This is a genomic window from Micrococcus sp. EWR3.9.1 (genome assembly GCF_052615555.1).
This window is the reverse complement of the sequence record NZ_JBQXFD010000004.1, coordinates 97,972-120,404: the sequence shown is the minus strand read 5'-3', so window position 1 is coordinate 120,404 and position 22,433 is coordinate 97,972. Positions and strand designations below refer to the sequence as shown.

The following is a 22,433-nucleotide window of genomic DNA, read 5'->3' as shown; positions in this document are numbered from 1 at the left end:
CCGGGGTTCAGCACGATCCTATCGGGAGGTCTGTGTCCGCGCGCGGGGTCGGAGCGTGGATCCGCGCCGGTTCACCGGCTGTTCACGGTGGGCGCAGAAGCGAGGCGCGCGGGGAGACGCGTGGTGCCCCCGGCGGGACTCGAACCCGCAACACGCCGATTTTAAGTCGGCCGCCTCTGCCAGTTGGGCCACGGGGGCGTGGCGGGCCCGTGGACGCGGGCCCGGGTGCGGACGACGCCGGCCCCGCCCGATGCGCTCGGACGGGGCCGGCGGCCCGCTGGCTGCGGGATCAGCCCTTCGAGGACTCGAGGGCCCGCTGCCGCTCGAAGCGGCCGGGCTCGAGCTCGACGCCCGCGGCGCGGCGGAACGGGTTGAACGGGGTGTCCAGGCCCGCCACCGAGGTGGAGTCACGGCCGAACAGGGTCTCGGCGACCCAGCCGGACAGGATGCGGAACTTCCGCTCCAGGGTGGGCATCGCGTAGCCGTGGTAGCCGCGGTGGGCCAGGAACGCCGGGATGCCGGCGATCTTGGTGCCCAGCGGGTTGCCCACGCCGCGGCCGAAGCCCAGCCCCGCCACGGTGCCCAGGGACTTGTGCACGTACTCCTGCACCTCGCCCTCGCCGTGGCGCACGGCCATGTAGTTGGCGGCCAGACGCTTGGCCTGACGGATGGCGTGCTGGGCGTTCGGGACGCAGAAGCCGCCCGGGCCGGCCCCGGTCAGGTCCGGCACGGCGGAGACGTCGCCGCAGGCCCACGCACCCTCGAGCGCGCCGGCCTCGCCGTCCTTGATCTGCAGGGTGGGGGTGGCCTCCACGCGGCCGCGGTCGTCCACCGGAAAGTCGGTGCTCTTGACCACGGAGTTGGCCACCACGCCGGCGCACCACACGAGGGTGTCCGCCGCGAAGGTCTCCGCCTCCTCCTTGGAGGGCATGGCCACGAGCTTCATGACGCCGTCCGTGGCGTCGCCCAGCGAGGTGTTGAGCAGGACCTCGATGCCGCGGTCCTTCAGGTGCTCCACCACGCCCTGGGCCTGCTCCTCGGAGACCTCGGGCATGATGCGGCCCATGGCCTCGACGAGGACGATCCGGATCTCCGACTGGGAGAGGCGCTCGTTGCGCTCCACGGCGTTGCGGATGAGGTTCTCCATCTCCGCGATGGCCTCGATCCCGGCGAAGCCGCCGCCCACCACCACGAAGGTCAGGGCACGCTTGCGCTCCTCGGCGTCCGTCATCAGGGAACCGGCGTCCAGGCGCTCCAGGATCTGGTTGCGCAGCTGGACGGCCTCCTCGACCGAGCGCAGACCGATGCCCTGCTCGCCCAGACCCGGGATCGGGAACACGCGGGTCACGGCGCCCGCGGTCATCACGATGTCCTGGTACGGGATCTCGAACTCGTCGCCGCCCTCGCCGCGCACCACGGCGGTGCGGCCGGCGTGGTCCACGGACACGACGGCGCCGCGGACGACCTCGGCGTCCTTGAGGTGCGTCTGCAGGTCCACGTTCACGTGGCGGCCCTCGATGTGGCCGCCCACGACCTCGGGCAGGAACGGGTAGTACGTCATGTACGGGCGGGGGTCGACGACGGTCACGACGCCGCCGCGCTCGGCGACCTTCTTCTGCAGCTCGCGGGCGACATGGAACCCGGCGTAGCCGCCGCCGACGATCAGCAGGCGCGGCTTGGGAGACAGTTCAGGGGTGAGAGACATACCGCCAGTCTACGCACGCACGGGCCCGGCCCCTCCACTCTCCGCCGTCGTGGTCAGGACCGCAGCGAGAGCACGATCCCGTCCAGGATGTCGTGCTCGCTCGCCCAGGCCTCGGTGACGCCCGCGACCTCGGCCACCCGCTCCAGGACGGTGCTCCACAGCAGCGCGCCCGCGCCGATCACGTCCACCCGTCCCGGGTGCATGAACCCCCGCTCGGCGCGTTCGGCCCGGGTCGCCGCCACGAGGCCCTCCGCCGCCGCGCGGAACTCCGCGATCGGCAGGCGCGCACCGTGGATGGCCTCGGGCTCGTACGTGCTGAGCCCGAGGGCCTCGGCGGTCACGGTGGTCACCGAGCCGGCCACGCCGACCACGCGCGCCACGCGTTCCAGCGGCAGGCGGGCGGCGGCGTCGTCGAGGAGACGGAGCGCGTCTGCGCGGGCCGCGGTGACCTCATCCGACGTCGGGGGGTCGGAGCGCAGATGACGCTCGGTGAACCGCACGCAGCCCATGTCCAGGCTGACCGCGCCCACGACCTCGCCCGCGGGCGTGCCGACGACCAGCTCGGTGGAGCCGCCGCCGAGGTCCACGACGAGCACGAGGTCCTCCGGGCCCAGGTCCGCGGTCTCGACGGCGGAGACGGCGCCCGCGAAGGACAGGCCGGCCTCCTCGGCGCCCGAGACGACCTCCGGCTCGACGCCGAGCCGCTCCCGGACGCCGTCGACGAACGCGGCCCGGTTGGAGACGTCCCGGCTGGCGGAGGTGGCCACGAACCGGACCCGGCCGGCGTGGTGGCGCTGGACCAGGCGGGCGTACTCGTCGACCGCCGCGAAGGTGCGCTCCAGCGCGGCGTCGGAGAACGCGCCGGTGGCGTCCACGCCCTCGCCCAGGCGCACCACGCGCATCTCGCGCACGACGTCGGCCAGCGGCGCCGCCGGGTCGGCCACGGCGCCGGTGGTCTCGTCCGTCCCGGCCGGCCGGGAGATCAGCAGGCGGATGGAGTTCGTGCCGCAGTCCACGCCGGCCACCGTCACCTCCTTCAGCGCGGCGACGCGCTCGAGGTGCCTCACGTGCCGGGAGAGGTCCTTCGTGGGCACCGCCGCGGCCTCGTCCCACGCGCCCTCGCACGCGCAGACCTCGGGCGTCCACCACGGGGCCACCAGGGCGATCGCCTCGTCCCCGAGCGGGTTCACCCCCGGCCCGGCCGCGAGCGCGTGGCCCACGAGGGCGTGCAGGCACTTCACGCGCTCGGGCATGCCGCCGGCCGAGACCCCGGCGATCTCCGGGACGGGCCCCGTGCCGGCCTCGGCCCCGACCCGGTCCCGCTCGGCGATGTAGGCCTCGTGCGCCGCGCGGTGCGCGGCCGCGAGCGCGGGGTCCTGGGCGAGGCGGTCGTTCATGCGCGCCATCTCCCCGTCCGCCTCCACGCGCGAGACCGCCGCCGTCAGCACGGGGTGGGTCAGGTAGAAGGTCGTGGGGAACGGGATGCCGTTGGAGAGCCGCGGCGCGGTGGTGGCCACGAGGGGGTTGCCGCACACGCAGCGGGCGCCGATCTCCACGACGTCCCGGACCGCGCGGCCGAGCTGGCGGGACAGGGTGTCCAGGTCCTTCTCGGTGACGGTGCGGTCCTGGGCGGGGCGGGGGCTGACGGTCATGGTGTCCTCGGGGGTGCGGGGGTGGTGCGGGCGGGGGCGGGACGCGGGGCTCACTCGAGCCCGGCGCGGACGGCCGAGTCCCACAGGCCCTCGGCCCACGGCAGGCGGGTGTTGACGACCTCGTCCGCGCCGGCGGCGGGCGTGTCCTCGGTCTCGGTCGCGGTGTCGGTCTCGGAGGGCCGCCCCGTCACGGAGTACAGGGTCTCCCCCGGCATGACCAGCTCGAGACGCTCACGCGCCTGCTGGGTCACGTAGGCGGGATCGTCCCACAGCTGGATCCGCCGTTCGTAGTCCTCGCGCTGGGCCTGCATGGTGGCGATCTCCTCGCGCGCGGCCGAGATCTCCAGCTGCTGGTTCAGGAACGCGCGCAGCGTGGGCGCCACCAGGACGGCGGCCACCAGCAGCACGGCGACGACGATGAGCGAGCGGCCCGTGATCTGCCGGGCCGGCACCGGCTCCGGCAGCGGGGCCCGACGGCGGGCGGCCGTGGCGGCGGCGGATGCGGCGCGGCGGGGGGCGGGCCGGGGCCGACGCCCGGCCGGGCGGGCCGGTGCCGTCCGGCGCGGGGGTGCCGACGGGGATGCGGGGGCGGCGGTGTCCTCGGCGGGGGCCGTGTCGGCCCGGTCCACGTCGGGGTGCCCGTCCAGGTGTCCGGGGTGACCGGCCTGGCGGCGCTCCTGGACGCTCTGCAGGTCGATGACCTCGGCGTCCGTCGCCGCGGGCGCCGGCGTGGGGGCCGCAGGGGTCGGCGTGGGCGTGTCCGCCTCCGGGAAGGCCGTCGTCGGGGCCGCCGGGGCCGCGACGGCGGTCCGGCGCGGGGCGCCCGTCGTCGGGTCGACACGGGGCACGCGGGGGCGGCGCGGACTCATCGCGGACTCCTTCGGACGCGTGGCGGGGACCCTCCCAGCCTACTGCCCGCCCCTGACAGGATCCTGGTCGCGCCGGGACGGGCGCGGGCCCGCCCGGAGGGATCCGGGCGGGCCCGCGCGTCGTCGTCGGGGACGGTCAGCCGCGGAAGCGCGGGAAGGCGGAGCGGCCCGCGTAGACGGCGGCGTCGTCCAGGTCCTCCTCGATGCGCAGCAGCTGGTTGTACTTGGCCACGCGGTCCGAGCGGGCCGGGGCGCCGGTCTTGATCTGGCCGGCGTTGGTGGCCACCGCGAGGTCCGCGATGAACGTGTCTTCGGTCTCGCCCGAGCGGTGCGAGATCATGCAGTGGAACATGTGGCGCTGGGCCAGGGCGATCGCGTCGAAGGTCTCGGTCAGGGAGCCGATCTGGTTGACCTTCACGAGCAGGGCGTTGCCGGCCTTCTCGTCGATGCCGCGCTGCAGCCGCTCCACGTTGGTGACGAACAGGTCGTCGCCCACCAGCTGGACGCGATCGCCCAGCTGCGCGGTCAGGTGCTGCCAGCCGTCCCAGTCGTCCTCGTCGAGCGGGTCCTCGATGGAGACGATCGGGTAGTTGTCCACCAGCTCGGTGTAGTAGGCGGCCATCTCCTCGGCGGAGCGCTGCTGGCCCTCGAAGGTGTAGGAGCCCTTGTCGAAGAACTCGGAGGAGGCGACGTCCAGCGCCAGCGCGATGTCCTCGCCCAGGCGGTAGCCGGCCTTCGTCACGGCCTCGGCGATGAGGTCCAGGGCGGCCCGGTTGGACTCCAGGGACGGGGCGAACCCGCCCTCGTCGCCCAGGCCGGTGGACAGGCCCTTCTCCTGCAGCACGGTCTTCAGGGCGTGGTAGACCTCGGTGCCCCAGCGCAGGGCCTCGCGGAAGGACGGGGCGCCGATCGGGGCGATCATGAACTCCTGGATGTCCACGTTGGAGTCCGCGTGGGCGCCACCGTTGAGGATGTTCATCATCGGCACGGGCAGCACGTGGGCGTTCGGGCCGCCCAGGTACTTGTAGAGCATGAGGTCGGAGGCCTGCGCGGCGGCCACGGCGACGGCCATCGACACGCCCAGGATCGCGTTCGCGCCCAGCGTGCCCTTGTTGGGGGTGCCGTCCAGGTCCAGCATCGCGCGGTCCACGGCGCGCTGGTCCGCGGCGAACTCGCCCTCGAGCTCCTCCGCGATGCCCTCGACGGCGGCGACGGCGTCCAGCACGCCCTTGCCGCCGTAGCGCTTCTTGTCCCCGTCACGGCGCTCGACCGCCTCGAACTCGCCGGTGGACGCGCCCGAGGGCACGGCCGCGCGGCCCAGGGAGCCGTCGGTCAGCAGCACCTCCACCTCGACGGTGGGGTTGCCGCGCGAGTCGAGGATCTCGCGAGCGTGGATGGCGTCGATCAGGGCCATGGACGGGTCTCCTTCAATCGAAGTCGGAAGTCGTGCCCGCGGCGTGGACACGGCCTCAGCCTAGCGGGGACCTCCGGTTCCAGGCGGCCGCGCGCCGGCGACAAGACCGCCGTTCCCCCCGGCTGCGATGTCGCTGGGGCGCGGTCGGGGCTGCGGCCGGGCCGGCGCGGCGTCGCGTCAGCCGGACGGACGCAGCGCCGACCAGTCCCCCGCACGCACTCGCGCCACCGTGGTGCGCAGGGCCCGTTCGGGGTCCAGCCCCGCCGCCCGGGCCCGGAACACCAGCGCGAACAGCTCCGCCCCGAGCGCGGTCTCGTCCGGCCACACCGCCACCGGACGCTCCCCCGCCTCCGCGGCCGGCACCGGGACGTGCGCCGCGAGCGGGTCCGGCTCCTGCCGGGCCGCGCGGTCGACCACCTTCGCGGCGGCGGCCAGCGCCGGCAGCCGGGCCGGGATGTCGCCGACGTCGAGGCCCGGGCCGGTGCCGCCGTCGCCGTGGGCCGGGGCGGCGGACGAGAGCCCCGCGGCGGCCCGCTCCTGCGCCTTGACCCGCTCCCAGGCCAGCTCGACGGCCTCGGGCGTGACGGCGGCGAGCTCCTCGGCCGGGCGCAGGCCGCCCTCGGGGGTGAGCACGAGCGGGTTGCGCCGGATCATCTTGGCGGTGAGGGCGTCGGCGGCGTCGTCCAGGCGGAACCCGGCCGTCTCCGCCGGGGCGCCCGGCGCCCGGGAGACGGCGGCGTGCAGGACCACCTGGAACAGGACGTCCCCGAGCTCGGCGGCCAGGGCGGGGTACGCGCCGTCGGCCCGACGCGCGGGCACGTCGGCCCATGCGGCGGCGTCGCGGGACTCGATCTCCGCCACCGCCTCGTACGCCTCCTCCACGAGGTACTCGGCGAGGTCGGCGTGGGTGAGCGCGGCCGTCCAGGGGCAGTGGTCGCGCAGGGCCTCGACCACCGCCACCAGACGGTCCACACTCGCGCTCACGGGCGGGTCAGTCGTCCTCGTCCGCGTCGTCCAGCTCTTCGAGGACCGGGCCGACGGCGTCGCCGGAGATGACCTCGCCCCAGCCGGCCACGAGGATCTCGGCGAGGTCCTCGCGCTCGTCCACGGACAGGAAGGCGGCCTCGGCAGCGTTGAGCTGCAGGTCCAGCAGCTCGGAGAGCGAGTAGCCGAAGGTCTCGGCGAGCAGGTAGAGCTCGTCGGTCAGGGACACGTCCGAGACGAGCCGGTTGTCCGTGTTCACGGTGACGCGGAAGCCGAGCTGCACGAGCAGGTCGATGGGATGGCCCGCGATGCCCGCCGCGGCGTCCACCGCGCCGGTCTGCAGGTTCGAGGACGGGCAGACCTCCAGGGCGATCTGCCGGTCCCGCACCCACGCGGCGGTCTCGCCCAGGTCCACGAGGCCGGTCAGCTCGTCCAGCTGCTCGCCGTCCTCGTCCACGCCGCCGTACTCCACCGAGATGTCCTCCGCCAGGCGCACGCCGTGGCCCAGACGCAGGGCGCGGCCGTCCACGAGGGCCGAGCGGACGGAGTCCAAGCCGTCGCCCTCGCCCGCGTGCACGGTGACGGGCAGGTGGTGGGCGGCCAGCCACGTGAAGGTGTCGGCGAAGCGGGAGGGCGGGAACCCGGCCTCGGCGCCCGCGATGTCGAAGCCCACGACGCCGGCCTCGCGGTGGCGCACGGCCAGCTCGGCGATCTCCTGGGCCCGGTCGGCGTGCCGCATCGCGGTGACCAGCTGGCCCACGCGGATCACGTGGCCCGCGGCGTCGGCGGCCTCGACCGCCTCGTCCAGGCCGGCCTGCACGGCCTCGACCGCCTCGTCCAGGCTCAGCCCGCCGGCCAGGTGCTGCTCGGGGGCCCAGCGGATCTCGCCGTAGACGACGCCGTCGGCGACCAGGTCCTCGACGAACTCGCGGGCCACGCGGCGCAGCTGCTCGCGGGTCTGCATCACGGCGGTGGTCAGGGCGAAGACCTGCAGGTACTTCTCGAGGGACTCGCCGTTGGCGTGCTCGGCGATCCACTCGGCCAGGCCCTCGACGGTGTCCGCGGGGACGTCGACGCCGGCCTCGCGGGCCAGGTCGAGGACGGTGCCCACGCGCAGGCCGCCGTCGAGGTGGTCGTGGAGGGAGACCTTGGGCAGGACGGCCAGGTCGACCTCGAGCGGGGAGGGGGATGCGGTGTCCGGAAGCTGCGTCGTCGTCACGGGCGTCACTCTACGGCAGGGCGCTCAGCGCAGGGCCTCCTGCTCGGCCAGGGTGAGGCCCTTCACCCCGGTGCCCAGCCGGCGGCGCAGCAGGGCCTTGAGCAGGCGGTCCAGCAGCAGGCCCACGAGCGCGGCACCCGTCACGGAGACGGCGATCTGCAGCACCGGGTTCTCCAGCCAGCCCGCGGTCAGGCGCGCGATCATGATCGAGTACGCGGCCCAGCTGGCCGTGGAGACCAGGTCCAGCGCCACGAACCGCACCGGCGGATAGCGGGTGGCGCCGGCGGTGAAGTTGAGGGCCACGCGGCCGCCGGGGATGAACCGAGCGGTGAACAGCAGCAGCGCGCCGTGGCTGTGCAGGTGGTGACGGGCGACCTCGACCGTGGCCCGCACCCGCCGCAGCCGCATCCACCGGAACCGCTCCACGCCCACGGCACGGCCGATCGCGTACGCGGCCACGTCCCCCAGGAACGCGCCCGCGAAGCCGACCCCCCACAGCGCCCACAGGGAGAACGGATGCCCGTCGCGGACGATCGCGCCGAGGGCCACCAGCACCGACTCCGACGGGAAGACCGGCACGATGCCGTCGAGCAGGCACAGCAGCAGCGTCAGCGGCAGAACCCACCACTGCGCGGAGGCGTGGAGGATCGCCCCCTCGAGCCACGCGAGCATCCGGTCAGCCGATCCGGTCCAGGATCACGGAGCGCTCGCGCAAGGCCCGGGCGGCGTCGTCGTCGAGCTCGCCGACCGCCCAGCCGCCGGCGAGCGCGGCCTTCGCCCGCTCGAAGCGCTCCGGCGTGTCCGTGTGCAGGGTCAGCACCTTCTGGCCCCGGGCCACGCGCTCGCCGGGGCGCACGTGCACCTCGACGCCGGCCGCGGCCTGGACGGCCTGGCCCTGTCGCTCCCGCCCGGCGCCGAGGCGCCACGCGGCCAGGCCCACGGCCATCGCGTCCAGCTCGGTGAGGACGCCGTCCGTCTCCGCGACGACGTCCTCGGTGTGGGCCGCCGTCGGGAGGTCCGCGCGCGGGTCGCCACCCTGGGCCTCGATCATCCGGTTCCACACGTCCATCGCCCGGCCGTTGGCCAGGTGCTCGGCCGGGTCCACGTCCGTGACCCCGGCGCCGGCGAGCATCGCGGCGGCGAGCGCCACGGTGAGCTCCACGACGTCGGCCGGGCCGCCGCCGGCGAGCACCTCCACCGACTCGCGGACCTCGAGGGCGTTGCCGGCCGTCCGGCCCAGGGGCACGGACATGTCCGTGAGCAGCGCCGAGGTGTCCACCCCGGCGTCCCGGCCGAGGTCCACCATGGTCCGGGCCAGCTCGCGGGCGGACGCCTCGTCCTTCATGAAGGCGCCCGAGCCGCACTTGACGTCCAGCACGAGGGCGCCGGTGCCCTCGGCGATCTTCTTGGACATGATCGAGGAGGCGATCAGCGGGATGGCCTCCACCGTGCCGGTGACGTCGCGCAGGGCGTACAGGCGCTTGTCCGCCGGGGCCAGGCCCGAGCCGGCGGCGCAGATCACGGCGCCCACCTCGGAGAGCTGGCGCAGCATCGCCTCGTTGCTGAGGTCGGCCCGCCACCCGGGGATCGCCTCGAGCTTGTCCAGGGTGCCGCCGGTGTGCCCGAGGCCGCGGCCGGACAGCTGCGGCACCGCCACCCCGAAGGAGGCCACGAGCGGGGCCAGCGGCAGGGTGATCTTGTCCCCCACGCCGCCGGTGGAGTGCTTGTCCGCGGTGGCCAGGGGGCGGCCGTCCGGGGTGGTGAGCCCGCCGAAGTCCATGCGCTCGCCCGAGGCGATCATCGCGTCCGTCCAGCGGGCGATCTCGGCGCGGTCCATGCCGTTGAGCAGGATCGCCATGGCCAGGGCGGACATCTGCTCGTCCGCCACCACGCCGCGGGTGTACGCGTCCACCACCCAGTCGATCTGCTCGGGGGACAGCGTCCCCCGGTCCCGCTTGGTGCGGATCACCTCGACGGCGTCGAAGGGCTCGGCCTGCGGCTGCGCGGTCATGGGGTTCTCCTCGGAGGACGGCTGCGACGGTCAGCCTCCGACTCTAGCGAGCGGGCCCGGGAGCGCGCCGCAGGTCAGGGACGGTCCGCCCGCTCCAGGTCGGCCGGGCCGAAGGCGTCCGGCAGCACCGCGTCGATCCCCCGCTCCCCCGCCGGGGTGAGCAGCACGAGCCCGGGGGCGCGGAACTCGTACAGCAGCTGGCGGCACCGCCCGCAGGGCATGGTGAGCACGCCCTCGCCGTCCACGCACACGAACGCGGCCAGTCGGCCGCCCCCGCCCATGCGCAGGTCGGCCAGCAGCGCGCACTCGGCGCACAGGGTCAGCCCGTAGGACGCGTTCTCGATGTTGCAGCCCGAGACGAGGCGGCCGTCGTCGGTGAGCGCGGCGGCGCCCACCCGGAACCCCGAGTAGGGCACGTAGGCGTGCTCCGTGGCGGCCAGGGCCGCGGCCCGCAGCCGGTCCCAGTCCACGCGCGGCGCCGTCGTCGTGTGCTGCCCGTCCGCCACGGCTACTCCTTCACGTACGGCACGCCCGAGGCGGCCGGGCCGCGCGAGCGACCCACGAGGCCGGCCACGGCGAACACCGTGACGAGGTACGGGAGCATCGCCATGAACTGGCTCGGCACCGGGGTGCCGAGGATCGCCAGGACGTACTGCATGTTGGTGGCGAAGCCGAACAGCAGCGCCGCGAAGAACGCGCCGATCGGGTTCCAGCGGCCGAAGATCACGGCCGCGAGCGCGATGAAGCCCTGGCCCGCCGTCATCTCCTTGGTGAAGGACGACGCGGAGACGAGCGTGAAGAACGCCCCACCCATGCCGGCCACCGCACCGCCCAGCAGGACGGCGGCGTACCGCGTGCGGTTCACGTCGATGCCCACGGTGTCCGCGGCCTTGGGATGCTCGCCCACGGCGCGCACGCGCAGGCCCCAGCGGGTGCGGAACAGGGCGAACCACAGCGCGATCACGAGCAGGTACATCGCGTAGCCCAGGATCGTCTGGTCGAACAGGATGGGCCCGAGCACGGGGATGTCCGCCAGGCCCGGGATCCGCAGGTTCGGGAAGTGCGGCGGCGCGTTGAGCTCGGTGTCCCCGCCCGTGAGGACGGTGGAGTACAGGAAGCTCGTCAGGCCGGCCACGAGCACGTTGAGCACGACGCCGACGATCACCTGGTTGACCAGGTACTTGATCGAGAACACGGCGAGCAGCCAGGACACGAGGACGCCGGCCACGATCGCGGCGGCCAGGCCCGCCCAGGGCGAGCCGGTGGCGGTGCCGACGACGGCGGCCGTGAACGCGCCCGCCAGCAGCTGACCCTCGATCGCGATGTTCACCACGCCCGAGCGCTCGGCCAGGATGCCGGCCATCGAGCCGAAGATCAGCGGGACGGCCAGCGCGAACGAGCCGGCGATCAGGCCGGTGAGGAACACGGTGGTGTTGTCCGCCGAGCCGATCACCCAGATGAGGAACGCGGCCACGAAGGCGACGGCGAACAGGGCCGCGGCCCAGCCGGGGGTGCGCCCCGAGCGCAGGGTCGCCAGCCAGGCCACCGCGGTCAGCAGCGCCATGAGCCCGACGAGCAGCCAGCCCCCCAGCACGGGGTCGGCGGTCAGGTCCGGGAGCACGACGGCGTCGGACGCGTTCGAGAGTCGGAAGGTCGCCGCCGCCTCGGGGGCGCCGAGGGCGAAGACGGCCAGGGCCAGCAGGGTCAGGATCGTCAGGGCGATCGGGGTGGTCCAGTGCCGGACCACGACCCGGGCGGGCTCGGCGGCCTCGGGGCGGACGACGTCGGCGTGGGGCCGGGCGGCGGTCGCGCTCATCGGGCGTCCCCCTTCTGCTCGTGCGGGCGGTGGGTCGGGGCCGTGTCCGTGGGTGCAGTGGTCGGAGCCTGCGGGTCCGCGACGGCGGCGGCCGCGGCCTCCTGGACGCCCGTGGACGGGGCGGCGGCGTGGCCGCCGGCGCCGGTCAGCGCGGCGCCGGCCACGGCGGGCTGGGTCACGGGGTCGGCCGCGCGGCGGGCGCGCGCGGCGCCCGGGGCGGGCAGCCGGAAGATGGCGCGCACCAGCGGCGGGGCCGCGATGAGCAGCACGATCACGGACTGCACCACGAGGACGATGTCGACCGGCACCCCGGTCTCGGTCTGCATGGTCACGCCGCCGGCGCGCAGGGCGCCGAAGAGCAGGCCCGCGAACAGCACGCCCACCGGGTGGGACCGGCCGAGCAGCGCCACCGTGATCGCGTCGAAGCCGAAGGACCCGGCCACGGAGGTGTTCAGCGTGCTCTCCGTGCCGGCCACGTGGGTGGCGCCGGCCAGGCCGGCGAGGCCGCCGGAGATCGCCATGGCGGCCAGGTAGGAGCCCTTGACGGAGATGCCGGCCGTGCGGGCGGCGTCCGGGTTGGCGCCCACGGCCCGCAGGCGGAAGCCGAGGGTGGAGCGCTGCATCAGCCACCACGTGAAGAGCACGGCCAGCAGCGCGACGAAGAAGCCCCAGTGCAGCCGGAAGTCGGTCCCCAGCAGCCGCGGGAACATGGCGGAGCGGTCCAGCGGCGCGGACACCGGGTTCGTGGTGCCGGGCGCCCGCAGGACGGGGGTGTTCAACAGGTAGGCGAGCAGGTTCACCGCCACGTAGTTGAGCATGATCGTGAGGATCACCTCGTGCGCGCCCGTCCAGGCCTTGAGCACGCCGACGACGGAGCCCCACAGCACGCCGCCGAGCACGCCCATCACGACGACGAGCAGCAGGTGCACGCCGGCCGGCAGGTGCAGGTGCACGCCGAACCACGCGGCGAACATGGCGCCGAAGATGAACTGACCCTGGCCGCCGATGTTGAACAGGCCCGCCCGGAAGGCGATGGCGATGCCCAGCGAGATGATGATCAGCGGGGTCGCCACGGTGAGGGTCTCGGTGAGCGGGTAGAGCATGCCCGTCGCGTCCGAGGCCCGGTAGTTGAAGACGGCGCCGCGGAACAGGGCCGCGAAGGCTCCGGCGAACGCGGCCCAGGCGGCGGAGAGCAGGTCGCCCGGGCGGGCGAAGAAGTAGCCGGCGGCGTCGCGGACGTCCTCGTCCACGGCGATGATCAGCAGGCCGGAGATCAGCAGGGACAGCAGGATCGCCAGGGCGGTGACCGTGCCGTTGCCCGAGAGGATCCGGCGCAGGGCGGAGTCGGCGGGGGCGGGCCGGGCGGCCGCGTCGGACGCGGGGGCCGGGCGCTGCGGGGCGGCGGTGCTCACGGGCGCTCTCCTTCCGTGGTGGGGTGGGCGGCGGGCGCCTCACCGGCGGTGCCGGGCGTGCCCGCGGCGACGTCTGCGCCGGAGGCGAGGGCCGCGTCGTCGGGGGTCTGGCCGGCCATCATGAGGCCGAGCGTCTCGCGCGAGGTGTCCCCCGGCACGATGCCGACGATCCGCCCGTGGTACATCACGGCGATCCGGTCCGCCAGCTCGAGGACCTCGTCCAGCTCGGTGGAGACGATCAGCACGGGGGTGCCGGCGTCGCGCTCGGCGATGATCCGGTCGTGCAGGAACTCGATCGAGCCGACGTCCACGCCGCGCGTGGGCTGCGAGGCGATGAACAGGCGCAGCCCGTCCACGAGTTCGCGGGCCATGACGACCTTCTGCTGGTTGCCTCCCGAGAGGGAGGAGACCGGCAGGTCCACGCCCTGGGTGCGGACGTCGAACTCGGCCACGCGGCGCTCGGCGAGCGCCCGCACCGCGGCGGGGCGCATCTGCACGGCGTTGCCGGCCGGGGCGACGTCGTACCGGTTGAGCACCATGTTCTCCGCCACGGAGAACGGGCCGACGAGCCCGTCCGTGGAGCGGTCCTCGGGCACGAAGCCGACGCCGGCGCGGATGATCTGGCGGGTGGACCGGCCGATCAGCTCCCGACCGTCCAGGGTGACGGAGCCGGTGGCCTTGACCAGGCCCATGATCGCCTCGGTCAGCTCGGTCTGCCCGTTGCCCTGCACACCGGCCACGGCGAGCACCTCGCCCTGGCGGACGGCGAAGGACACGGCGTCCAGCAGCACCTGGCCCGTGGGCGAGACGACGGAGAGGTCCTCGACGCGGAACGTCTCCTCCCCCAGGGTCGGGGCCGTCTTGCGCCGCTCGAGGACGACGCTCCGGCCCACCATGAGGGCGGCCAGCTCGGCGGCCTCGGCGGAGGGGTCCGCCGTGCCGACCACGCGGCCGCGGCGCAGCACGGTGATGTCGTCCGAGACGGCCTTGACCTCGCGCAGCTTGTGGGAGATGAACACGATCGCCGTGCCGTCCTCCCGCAGCTGCCGGATGATGCCGAGCAGCTCGTCGGTCTCCTGGGGGGTGAGCACGGCGGTCGGCTCGTCCAGGATGAGGATGCGCGCGTCGCGGACGAGGGCCTTGATGATCTCGACGCGCTGCTGCACGCCCACGGGCAGGTCCTCGACGACGGCGTCCGGGTCCACGTCGAAGCCGTACTGGGCGGAGATCTCCCGGATCCGCCGGCGGGTGGCCTCGAGGTCGAGCACGCCCAGGGCGCGGGTGTGCTCGTCGCCGAGGGCCACGTTCTCGGCCACCGTGAAGACGGGCACGAGCATGAAGTGCTGGTGCACCATGCCGATGCCCGCGCGCATGGCCTCACCGGGACCGGAGAACCGGACGGGCTCGCCGTCGAGGAGGATCTCCCCCTCGGTGGGCTCGTAGAGCCCGAAGAGGACGTTCATCAGGGTGGACTTGCCGGCGCCGTTCTCGCCGAGGAGGGTGTGCACCCGCCCCGACTCCACGGTCAGGTTCACGTCCTCGTTCGCGGCGAACGAGCCGAAGCGCTTGGTGATCCCGCGCAGTTCGAGCCTCATCGAGGGCCTTCCGTCTGGTCGATGCTCGTGGTGCCGCGCTCGGCGGCGGGGGCGGGCCGGGCGCCCGCGCGCCGCGGGGCCGGTCCGGAGGGGTCCGGGCCGGCCCCGCGGCGGTGGCGAGGCGGGTCAGGCCTCCGGGGAGTACTCCGAACCGACCTTCAGCTCGCCCGAGATGATCTTCGCCTCGAGGTCCTTGAGCTCGTCCTTGAGCTCCTGCGGCACCGTGTCCTCGAAGTCGTGGAACGGGGCCAGCTCGACGCCCTTGTTCTCCAGCGTGCCCACGTAGGGCTCGGCCGAGAACTCGTCCTTCAGGTCCGCGGCGATCACGTCGGTGACGGACTGGCCCATGTTCTTCTTCACCGAGGTGAGGATCAGGTTGCCGTCCTTGGTGGACTCGTAGCCGTCCGAGTCCGGCCAGATGACCTTGACGTCCTTGCCGCCCTGGTTCGCCTCGCGGACGGCGTCCAGGGTGCCCAGGCCCACGGGGCCCGCCACCGGCATCACGATGTCGGCGCCCTCGTTGATGAAGTTGGCGGTGTTCGTCTTGCCGTTGGCCACGTTCTCGAAGTCGCCCGTAAACGAGCCGGTCTTCGCGTCCTTGTCCCAGCCCAGGACCTTGACGTCCTTGTCCTTGACCTCGTTGTAGTGCTCCACGCCGCGGGCGAAGCCGTCCATGAAGATGGTGACGGTGGGGATCTCGGCCCCTCCGTAGGTGGCCACGGTGCCGGTCTCGGTGGTGCCCGCCGCCAGGTACCCGGCCAGGAACGCCGCCTGCGCCGTGTCGTAGGTGAGCTTCTGGAAGTTGTCGGTGAAGTCGCCGTCGGTGACGTCCACGCCGAAGAAGTGGGTGTCCGAGTGCTGCGCGGCGATCGGCTTCATGGCGTCGCCGAGGAGGAAGCCCACGCCGATGACGGCGTCGCAGTCGCCGTTGACCATGGCGGTCACGTTCGGGGTGTACTCGCTGGGCTCGTTCGACTCGGCCTCGCTGGTGGTGATGCCGTAGGCCTCCTCGGCGGCCTTGAGGCCCTCGTAGGAGGACTGGTTGAAGGAGCGGTCGTCGAAGCCGCCCTCGTCCGAGACGATGCAGGCCTTGTAGTCCTTGTTGTCCGAGCCGACGCCGTCCACGGTGGCGATGGCCTCGCTCTCGGCGGCGCCGGAGTCCGAGGCCTCGGACTGCTCCGGCGGGGCGCCGCACGCGGTCAGCAGCAGGCCGGAGACGCCGAGCGCGGCGGCGGGGAGCAGGAGACGACGGCGGCGCGCGGCCGACGGGGTGGCGATGCCCATGGGGTCCTCATTTCGGAAGGCACGGTGCGAGGTCCGCGGCCGGTGGCCGCGGAAAGACGGGGCCCGTGCGGGTGGCCCCGTCCGGATGAGCGCGAGTCTACCGAACGGTGGGCCCGTCCCCTCCGGCGGGGGCGGGCGGTGGGGTCAGTGGTGGTCCTCGCCCGTGAGCACCTGCAGCGCGGCGGCGGTGAAGACCCGCATGCCCACGCCGATGGCCCGCTCGTCCGGCGCGTAGTCCCCGCGGTGCAGATCGTAGATGGGGCCACCCGGGGACCGGGTGCCGAGGCGCAGCATGGAGCCGGGCACCTTCTGGGTCATCCAGGCGAAGTCCTCGCCGCCCATCGACTGCGGGGTCAGGACGATCGCCCGCGAGCCGAGCTCCCGCCGCGCCGCGGTCTCGATCAGCGCCGTCTCGCCCTCGGTGTTGTGCACCGGCGGGACGCCGCGCACGTGCTCGAGCTGCACGTGCACGCCGTACGGCGCGGCCACCTGTCGGACCACCTCGTCGAGCAGCGCACCGGCCTCCTCCCACACGTCCGCGTCGAGGCAGCGCATGGTCCCGGCGAGGTAGCCGGTGTTGTCGATCGCGTTGGGCGCGCTGCCGGCGGCGATCTGCCCCCACACCACGGAGACGGCCGAGCGCACGTCGATCCGCCGGGAGAGCACGGCGGGCACGTTCACGGCAATCTGGGACAGGGCGAAGACCATGTCCTCGGTGAGGTGGGGCCGCGAGGTGTGCCCCCCGCGTCCGGTGAGGGTGATCCGGATGGTGTCCGCCGCCGAGGTGATGGCGCCGATGCGGGTGCCGATCGAGCCGACGTCGACCTGGGGATCGCAGTGCGCCGCCAGGATGCGGGGCACGTCGTCGAGGACCCCCTGGCGCAGCACGGCCAGGGAGCCGCCGGGCAGCCGCTCCTCCGCGGGCTGGAAGATGACGCGGACCGTGCCGTGGGCCCGCTCACCGGCCGCGCGCAGGTCGGCGTCGGCGGTGGCCCCGCGGAGGATGCGGCCGAGGGAGACGGCCACACCCGCCATGACGGCGGTGTGCATGTCGTGGCCGCACGCGTGCGCGACGCCGTCATTGACGGACACGTAGGGCAGGCCGGTCTCCTCCTCGACCGGCAGCGCGTCGATGTCGGCGCGCAGGGCCAGCACCACCGGCCCCTCCCCGACGTCCACGTAGGCACCCGTGGACTCCATCCGCACGGGCGAGAGCCCGTAGCCGGCGAGCAGCTCCACGATGCGGTCGGTGGTGCGGTACTCCTCATAGGAGAGCTCGGGATGCCGGTGCACGTCGCGGCGGAAGGCCACGATCTCCTCCTCGAGCTCGGCCACCACGGGGGCCACCGAGGGGACGGAGGTCGGACGGGGCCCGGTCAGCACGGAGTCGGAGGTGGTCATGGCCCAGCACCCTACTCCGGGGGTGCCGGTCGGTGGGGGCCGGACCCGGCCGGGGACGCGGTCAGAGGACCTCGTCCACGCCCTCCGCCTTGAGCGCCTCGACGGCCTTCTTGACCTCCTGGGCGTGCTCCGTGGTGGTGACCAGCAGCGCGTCCTCGGTGTCCACCACGACGACGTCCTCGATGCCGATCAAGGCGATGACGCGCTTCGTGTCCGTCACCACGACGCCGGACGCGTCGTCCGAGTACACGCGCGGGGTGTCCCCGATCACCGTGATGCCGGAGGCGTCCTTGACCGGGTTCAGGCGGGCGATCGCCGCGAAGTCCCCCACGTCGTCCCACGTGAAGGAGCCGGGGATCATGGCCACGTCGCCGACGGCGGCGGCGGGCTCGGCCACGGCGTAGTCGATGGCGGTCTTCGTCAGCTCGGGCCACACCCGGGCCATGACCTCGTCCCGCTCCGGCGTCTCCCACGCGCGGGCGATCTCCATCAGGCCGGCGTGCAGCGCGGGCTCGTTCTCCTCGAGGTGGGCCAGCATGAGGCCCACGGGCGCCACGAACATGCCCGCGTTCCAGAGGTAGCGGCCGGACTTCACGTACTGCTGGGCGACCTTCAGGTCCGGCTTCTCCACGAACGCGGCGACGTCGTGCGCGTCCGGGGCGCCGGCCACGCGGAGGCGGCGGCCCCGGCGGATGTAGCCGAAGCCCGTGGCCGCGTGCGTGGGCTCGATGCCGATGGTCACGATCCGGCCCGTGGCCGCCGTCTCGACGGCCTGCCGCACCGCGTCCTGGAAGACCTCCACCGGGGAGATCACCTGATCCGCCGCGAACGATCCCATGATCGTGTCCGGGTCGCGCAGGGAGAGGATCGCCGCGGCCAGGCCGATGGCGGCCGCGGAGTCCTTAGGCGAGGGCTCGAGCACCAGATCCGTCTCCGCCAGGGACGGCAGCTGCGTGCACACCGCCTCCCGGTGGGCCTCCCCGGTCACCACGAGCATGCCCGCGGCCAGGGGCGCCAGACGGTCCCACGTGGCACGGATCAGGGTCTGACCCGAGCCGGTGAGGTCGTGGAGGAACTTCGGCGCGGCGGCCCGCGAGAGGGGCCACAGGCGGGTGCCCACGCCCCCGGCGGGGATCACGGCGTGGAAGCGGGACAGGGCCGTGCCCGGCGCGGCCTCGCGCGGGGCATCGGTCAGGTTCGGATCGGTGCTCACCGGGCCAGACTACGGAACCGTCCGGACGGGGGACCACTCGCCGCGTCCCAGGCGGGGCACAGCCCAGACCGAGCGAGACGTTCGCGGGGCGCCGCGCGCGTCACAGTGGTCGCCCGGGTCCCCGATCGGGCACGGAGGCGCGGGAAGGGTCTACCCTAGGCGGAGGAATCCACTCGCACACGCCCCTGCCCGTCGTCGTCCCACGGCGGAGGACCGGGATCGTGCATTCCCCCTGGAGGTATCAACCGTGTCTAGCGCCACTGCGCAGGCCCCGGCCAAGAACGGCCGCGGAACCCTGTACCGGGGCCACGGCGGCATGTGGTCCTGGGTGGGCCACCGCGTCACCGGCGTCGTCATCTTCTTCTACCTGCTCGTCCACGTGCTGGACACGGCCCTGGTCCGGGTCTCCCCCGAGGCCTACAACGCCGTGATCGGCTCGTACAAGACGTGGTACTTCGCGCTCGGCGAGGCCGGCCTCGTCGCGGCGATCATCTTCCACGCCCTGAACGGCCTGCGCATCATCCTGGTCGACTTCTGGAAGGGCGGCACCCAGCACCACAAGACCCTGCTGTGGATCGTGCTGGGGCTGTGGGTCGTCCTGACCCTGGGCTTCGCCATCCGTCACTTCAGCCTCGCACTCGGAGGTCACTGAGCCATGAGCACCACCGCTGAGACCACCATCGCGGCGCCCCGCAGCCGCCGTCTGGACCCCAAGTACACGCGCGACGGCGGCGGCCGCGGCAACTTCGAGATGCTCGCCTGGCTGTTCATGCGCATCTCGGGCGTCTTCCTCGTCGTGCTGATCGCCGTGCACCTGACCACCAACCTGCTGGTGGGCGACGGCATCCACGCCATCGACTTCGGCTTCGTGGCCGGCAAGTGGGCGCACCCGCTGTGGCAGTTCTGGGACCTGGCCCTCCTGTGGCTGGCCATGCTGCACGGCGCCAACGGCGTGCGCACGATCATCAACGACTACACCCGTCGCGGCACCGGCCGCTTCTGGCTGACGATGATCCTGTACATCGCCACGGCCGTGATCATCACCCTCGGCACCCTGGTGATCTTCACCTTCGATCCCTGCATGGTGGACGCCTCCGGCGCCCTGCTCGAGGGCTCCCCGGCCTTCTGCGGCTGACCTCGGAAACGCTCACCCTGCGGTGCGGCCGGCCCGAGCGGCCGCCGCGTCACAGACACCCAGAAAGAGAGACCTGAATGCAGGTGCACAAGTACGACGTGGTGATCGTCGGCGCCGGCGGCGCGGGCATGCGCGCGGCCATCGAGGCCGGTCAGCGCGCGCACACCGCCGTCCTCACCAAGATCTACCCCACGCGTTCCCACACCGGCGCGGCCCAGGGCGGCATGTGCGCGGCCCTCGCCAACGTCGAGGAGGACAACTGGGAGTGGCACACGTTCGACACCGTCAAGGGCGGCGACTACCTGGTGGACCAGGACGCCGCGGAGGTCATGGCCAAGGAGGCCATCGACGCGGTGCTGGACCTCGAGAAGATGGGCCTGCCCTTCAACCGCACCCCCGAGGGCAAGATCGACCAGCGCCGCTTCGGCGGCCACACCCGTGACCACGGCAAGGCGCCCGTGCGCCGCGCCTGCTACGCCGCGGACCGCACCGGCCACATGATCCTCCAGACGCTGTACCAGAACTGCGTCAAGCACAACGTGGAGTTCTTCAACGAGTTCTACGTGCTCGACCTGCTGCTGGTGGAGGAGGACGCCGTGCGCGAGGACGGCACCGCCTACAAGCAGAAGCGCACCGCCGGCGTCGTCTCCTACGAGCTGGCCACCGGCGAGATCCACGTCTTCCAGGCCAAGTCGGTCATCTTCGCCACCGGCGGCGCCGGCAAGGTGTACAAGACCACCTCGAACGCCCACACCCTCACCGGCGACGGCATGGCCATCGCCTACCGCGCGGGCCTGCCGCTCGAGGACATGGAGTTCGTGCAGTTCCACCCGACCGGCCTGGCCGGCCTGGGCATCCTGCTCTCCGAGGCCGCACGCGGCGAGGGCGGCATCCTCCGCAACGCGGACGGCGAGCGCTTCATGGAGCGCTACGCCCCCACCATCAAGGACCTCGCCCCGCGCGACATCGTGGCCCGGTCCATGGCCGAGGAGGTCCGTCAGGGCCGCGGCGCCGGCCCCAACAAGGACTACGTGCTGCTCGACCTGACGCACCTGGAGCCCTCGCACATCGACGAGAAGCTCCCGGACATCACCGAGTTCGCCCGCACGTACCTGGGCGTCGAGCCCTACACGGAGCCGGTGCCGGTGTTCCCCACCTGCCACTACTTCATGGGCGGCATCCCCACGAACATCAAGGCCGAGGTCCTCCAGGACAACGACACCGTCGTGCCGGGCCTGTACGCCGCCGGTGAGGTGGCCTGCGTGTCCGTGCACGGGTCCAACCGCCTGGGCACCAACTCGCTGCTGGACATCAACGTGTTCGGCCGCCGCGCCGGCATCTACGCCGCCGAGTACGCCGCGCAGGCGGACTGGGTGGAGCTGCCCGAGGGCGGCGAGCTGCCGACCGTGGAGCACATCGAGAACCTGCGCTCCGCCACCGGCTCCGAGCGCGTCGCGGACATCCGCGCCGAGCTCCAGGAGTCGATGGACGCGGACATGCAGGTCTTCCGCGACGAGGACTCGATCCGCCGCGCACTGGCCAAGATCGAGGAGCTGCGCGGGCGCTACGAGAACGTGTCCGTCCAGGACAAGGGCCACCGCTTCAACCTCGACCTGCTCGAGGGCATGGAGCTGGGCTACCTCCTGGACATCGCCGAGGCGATGACCCTCGCGGCCCTGGGCCGCAAGGAGTCCCGCGGCGGCCACTACCGCGAGGACTACCCCGACCGCGACGACGAGAACTTCATGGCGCACACCATGATCTACCGTGACGAGACCGCGGAGATGGAGGGCGTCAAGGGCATCCGCTTCGAGACCAAGCCCGTCGTCGTGACCCGTTACCAGCCGATGGAGCGTAAGTACTGATGAGCCACTCAGCAACCGAGACCGAGGCCCCCGTGGCCCAGGCGCAGACCCAGTCCGCCGGCGGCGGCGCAGGCGAGGTCGAGAGCTTCGACATCGTGCTCAAGGTCCGCCGCTACCTCCCGGAGTCCTCCGAGGAGTCCTACTGGGACGAGTGGCGCCTGACCATGTACGGCACCGACCGCGTGCTGGACGCCCTGCACAAGGTCAAGTGGGACCATGACGGCACCCTGTCGTTCCGCCGCTCCTGCGCCCACGGCGTGTGCGGCTCCGACGCCATGCGCATCAACGGCCGCAACCGGCTGGCCTGCAAGACGCTCCTGAAGGACCTCGACCTGTCCAAGCCCATCCTGGTGGAGCCCATCAAGGGCCTGCCGGTGGAGAAGGACCTGATCGTGGACATGGACCCGTTCTTCCAGTCCTACCGCGAGATCATGCCGTTCCTGGTCGCCGAGGGCCACGCGCCCACCAAGGAGCGCTACCAGTCCCAGGCCGACCGGGCGATCTACGACGACACCACGAAGTGCATCCTGTGCGCCGCGTGCACCTCGTCCTGCCCGGTGTTCTGGACGGACGGCCAATACTTCGGCCCGGCCGCCATCGTCAACGCGCACCGGTTCATCTTCGACTCGCGTGACGAGGCCGGTGACATGCGCCTGGAGATCCTGAACGACAAGGAGGGCGTGTGGCGCTGCCGCACGACCTTCAACTGCACCGACGCGTGCCCCCGCGGCATCCAGGTGACCAAGGCGATCGCCGAGGTGAAGCAGGCCATCCTGGCCCGCCAGTTCTGATCCCCCGCACCACGACGGCAGCCCGTCTCCTCACCTCGAGGAGGCGGGCCGCCGTCGTCGTGGAGGG

19 protein-coding genes and 1 tRNA gene are annotated in these 22,433 nt (G+C 73.1%); 4 read left to right on the top strand and 16 right to left on the bottom strand.

Annotation, left to right across the window (positions count from 1 at the left end):
* Positions 1 to 121: 121 nt before the first annotated feature.
* The 16 genes from ACUJ8O_RS04225 to ACUJ8O_RS04150 form a co-directional block, all read right to left on the bottom strand.
* Positions 122 to 198: transfer RNA gene (locus ACUJ8O_RS04225), tRNA-Leu, on the bottom strand.
* A gap of 91 nt (positions 199 to 289) precedes the next feature.
* The gene (locus tag ACUJ8O_RS04220; protein WP_036316342.1) at positions 290 to 1,705 is read right to left on the bottom strand and encodes an NAD(P)/FAD-dependent oxidoreductase; all 1,416 of its coding nucleotides are present in this window, start codon (positions 1,703 to 1,705) and stop codon (positions 290 to 292) included.
* A gap of 53 nt (positions 1,706 to 1,758) precedes the next feature.
* Positions 1,759 to 3,357, bottom strand: a complete 1,599-nt coding sequence (locus tag ACUJ8O_RS04215; protein ID WP_445373177.1) for a DUF501 domain-containing protein — start codon at positions 3,355 to 3,357, stop codon at positions 1,759 to 1,761.
* 50 nt (positions 3,358 to 3,407) lie between these two features.
* Entirely contained in the window at positions 3,408 to 4,226 is an 819-nt protein-coding gene (locus tag ACUJ8O_RS04210; protein WP_445373176.1) for an FtsB family cell division protein, read from the bottom strand.
* 136 nt (positions 4,227 to 4,362) lie between these two features.
* Positions 4,363 to 5,640, bottom strand: a complete 1,278-nt coding sequence (eno, locus tag ACUJ8O_RS04205) for a phosphopyruvate hydratase (RefSeq protein WP_445373175.1) — start codon at positions 5,638 to 5,640, stop codon at positions 4,363 to 4,365.
* 177 nt (positions 5,641 to 5,817) lie between these two features.
* Positions 5,818 to 6,624: a MazG nucleotide pyrophosphohydrolase domain-containing protein gene (locus tag ACUJ8O_RS04200; protein WP_073115971.1), complete on the bottom strand. Its 807-nt coding sequence runs from the start codon at positions 6,622 to 6,624 to the stop codon at positions 5,818 to 5,820.
* 7 nt (positions 6,625 to 6,631) lie between these two features.
* Positions 6,632 to 7,843: an adenosine deaminase gene (locus ACUJ8O_RS04195; protein ID WP_036317823.1), complete on the bottom strand. Its 1,212-nt coding sequence runs from the start codon at positions 7,841 to 7,843 to the stop codon at positions 6,632 to 6,634.
* A gap of 24 nt (positions 7,844 to 7,867) precedes the next feature.
* Positions 7,868 to 8,515, bottom strand: coding sequence for a DedA family protein (locus ACUJ8O_RS04190; protein ID WP_036317819.1), 648 nt, complete (start codon positions 8,513 to 8,515; stop codon positions 7,868 to 7,870).
* Between the two features lie 4 nt (positions 8,516 to 8,519).
* A complete protein-coding gene (locus tag ACUJ8O_RS04185) occupies positions 8,520 to 9,854 on the bottom strand; it encodes a thymidine phosphorylase (protein ID WP_036317816.1) in 1,335 nt (444 codons plus the stop codon).
* A gap of 74 nt (positions 9,855 to 9,928) precedes the next feature.
* Positions 9,929 to 10,360 (bottom strand): cytidine deaminase, encoded by a 432-nt coding sequence (locus ACUJ8O_RS04180; protein ID WP_010079337.1) that lies wholly within the window; start codon positions 10,358 to 10,360, stop codon positions 9,929 to 9,931.
* A 2-nt stretch (positions 10,361 to 10,362) separates the two neighbouring features.
* The gene (locus ACUJ8O_RS04175; RefSeq protein ID WP_036317814.1) at positions 10,363 to 11,670 is read right to left on the bottom strand and encodes an ABC transporter permease; all 1,308 of its coding nucleotides are present in this window, start codon (positions 11,668 to 11,670) and stop codon (positions 10,363 to 10,365) included.
* On the bottom strand, positions 11,667 to 13,082 hold the full coding sequence (locus ACUJ8O_RS04170; protein WP_144820054.1) for an ABC transporter permease: 1,416 nt from the start codon (positions 13,080 to 13,082) through the stop codon (positions 11,667 to 11,669). Before ACUJ8O_RS04170 ends, ACUJ8O_RS04175 begins: the two co-directional genes overlap by 4 nt.
* Positions 13,079 to 14,677: an ABC transporter ATP-binding protein gene (locus ACUJ8O_RS04165; protein WP_036340061.1), complete on the bottom strand. Its 1,599-nt coding sequence runs from the start codon at positions 14,675 to 14,677 to the stop codon at positions 13,079 to 13,081. The genes ACUJ8O_RS04170 and ACUJ8O_RS04165 overlap by 4 nt, the downstream gene beginning before the upstream one ends.
* Positions 14,678 to 14,803: 126 nt before the next feature.
* Positions 14,804 to 15,961 carry a BMP family lipoprotein gene (locus ACUJ8O_RS04160; protein WP_036340064.1) on the bottom strand — a complete coding sequence of 386 codons (1,158 nt, stop codon included), beginning with the start codon at positions 15,959 to 15,961 and terminating at the stop codon, positions 14,804 to 14,806.
* Between the two features lie 144 nt (positions 15,962 to 16,105).
* Positions 16,106 to 17,362 (bottom strand): amidohydrolase, encoded by a 1,257-nt coding sequence (locus tag ACUJ8O_RS04155; protein WP_060974015.1) that lies wholly within the window; start codon positions 17,360 to 17,362, stop codon positions 16,106 to 16,108.
* A 61-nt stretch (positions 17,363 to 17,423) separates the two neighbouring features.
* Positions 17,424 to 18,575 (bottom strand): mannose-1-phosphate guanylyltransferase, encoded by a 1,152-nt coding sequence (locus ACUJ8O_RS04150; protein WP_052001221.1) that lies wholly within the window; start codon positions 18,573 to 18,575, stop codon positions 17,424 to 17,426.
* A gap of 247 nt (positions 18,576 to 18,822) precedes the next feature.
* On the opposite strand from ACUJ8O_RS04150, the gene sdhC reads away from it, so the two are divergent.
* The 4 genes from sdhC (at position 18,823) to ACUJ8O_RS04130 (ending at position 22,366) form a co-directional block, all read left to right on the top strand.
* A complete protein-coding gene (gene sdhC, locus ACUJ8O_RS04145) occupies positions 18,823 to 19,227 on the top strand; it encodes a succinate dehydrogenase, cytochrome b556 subunit (RefSeq protein WP_078025777.1) in 405 nt (134 codons plus the stop codon).
* Between the two features lie 3 nt (positions 19,228 to 19,230).
* Positions 19,231 to 19,710, top strand: coding sequence for a succinate dehydrogenase hydrophobic membrane anchor subunit (locus tag ACUJ8O_RS04140; RefSeq protein ID WP_036340058.1), 480 nt, complete (start codon positions 19,231 to 19,233; stop codon positions 19,708 to 19,710).
* 77 nt (positions 19,711 to 19,787) lie between these two features.
* Positions 19,788 to 21,575 carry a succinate dehydrogenase flavoprotein subunit gene (sdhA, locus tag ACUJ8O_RS04135; RefSeq protein ID WP_069941877.1) on the top strand — a complete coding sequence of 596 codons (1,788 nt, stop codon included), beginning with the start codon at positions 19,788 to 19,790 and terminating at the stop codon, positions 21,573 to 21,575.
* Positions 21,575 to 22,366 carry a succinate dehydrogenase iron-sulfur subunit gene (locus tag ACUJ8O_RS04130; protein ID WP_036381948.1) on the top strand — a complete coding sequence of 264 codons (792 nt, stop codon included), beginning with the start codon at positions 21,575 to 21,577 and terminating at the stop codon, positions 22,364 to 22,366. Before sdhA ends, ACUJ8O_RS04130 begins: the two co-directional genes overlap by 1 nt.
* Positions 22,367 to 22,433: the final 67 nt, after the last annotated feature.